Annotated in this window: 1 protein-coding gene; it reads right to left on the reverse strand. The window is 66.6% G+C overall.

What is annotated here, in order from left to right; all coding sequences use genetic code 11:
- Nucleotides 1-38: 38 nt before the first annotated feature.
- A partial coding sequence (locus tag A5706_RS33940; RefSeq protein WP_068128410.1) for a Gfo/Idh/MocA family protein occupies nt 39-737 on the reverse strand: 699 nt, incomplete at its 5' end.

Consider the following 737-nt stretch of genomic DNA (forward strand, 5'->3'; position numbering starts at 1 on the left):
GCCCTCTCGACTGTCGACTGGCGCGGCGTTCATGGCGTTTACGCCGGTTCGCGGAGCGAGAGACCGGCGGCGCGGTAAATCGTATCGATGACGGACATGTTCTCGATCGCGCCTTCCGGCGTCGTCTTCACCGGTTCGCCGCGCAGCACCGCCGCGGCGAAGGCCTCGAGCTGGTACGCATAGCTGGTGCGGCGCGGGAAGCGCTCCACCCGCTTGCCGTCGGCCGAGCGGATCGTGAGCCGGGGCAACAAGTGCGGAGCAGCCGGACTGAGGTAACGCAGCCGGCCGCGATCCCCAACCACCTTGGCGCTCGCCCAAAACAGGTTCGACGACCACAGCGCGCAGTGCAGGCGGCCCGTGTGCCCGCCGGCGAACCGCAATTCGGCCGTCATAGCCCGGTCCACTTCGGGACCGCCCAGTTTCGCACGAGCCGAAACGACTTCCGGGGTCGAACCGCCGAACGTACGGAGCATGTCAACCGCGTAGACTCCGGCGTCCATCAGCGCGCCACCGGCGAGGGAGTAGTCGTAGACGTTGGCGTTGGAGCGCTTCGGCAGCAATACGCATAAGGAGACGTCGATCCGCTCGAGCTTGCCCAGCTCGCCTGACGTGAGAATCTGCTCGACGCGCGAAGTCAACGGATGGTAGCGGTATTGGATTGCCTCCATGACGACGCGATCTGACTTCGCGGCCAGCTCGGCGATGTCGCGGGCCTCGGCGGCATTGGCGGTGAACGG

This window comes from Mycobacterium sp. E796, from assembly GCF_001672815.1.
GTDB lineage: Bacteria > Actinomycetota > Actinomycetes > Mycobacteriales > Mycobacteriaceae > Mycobacterium.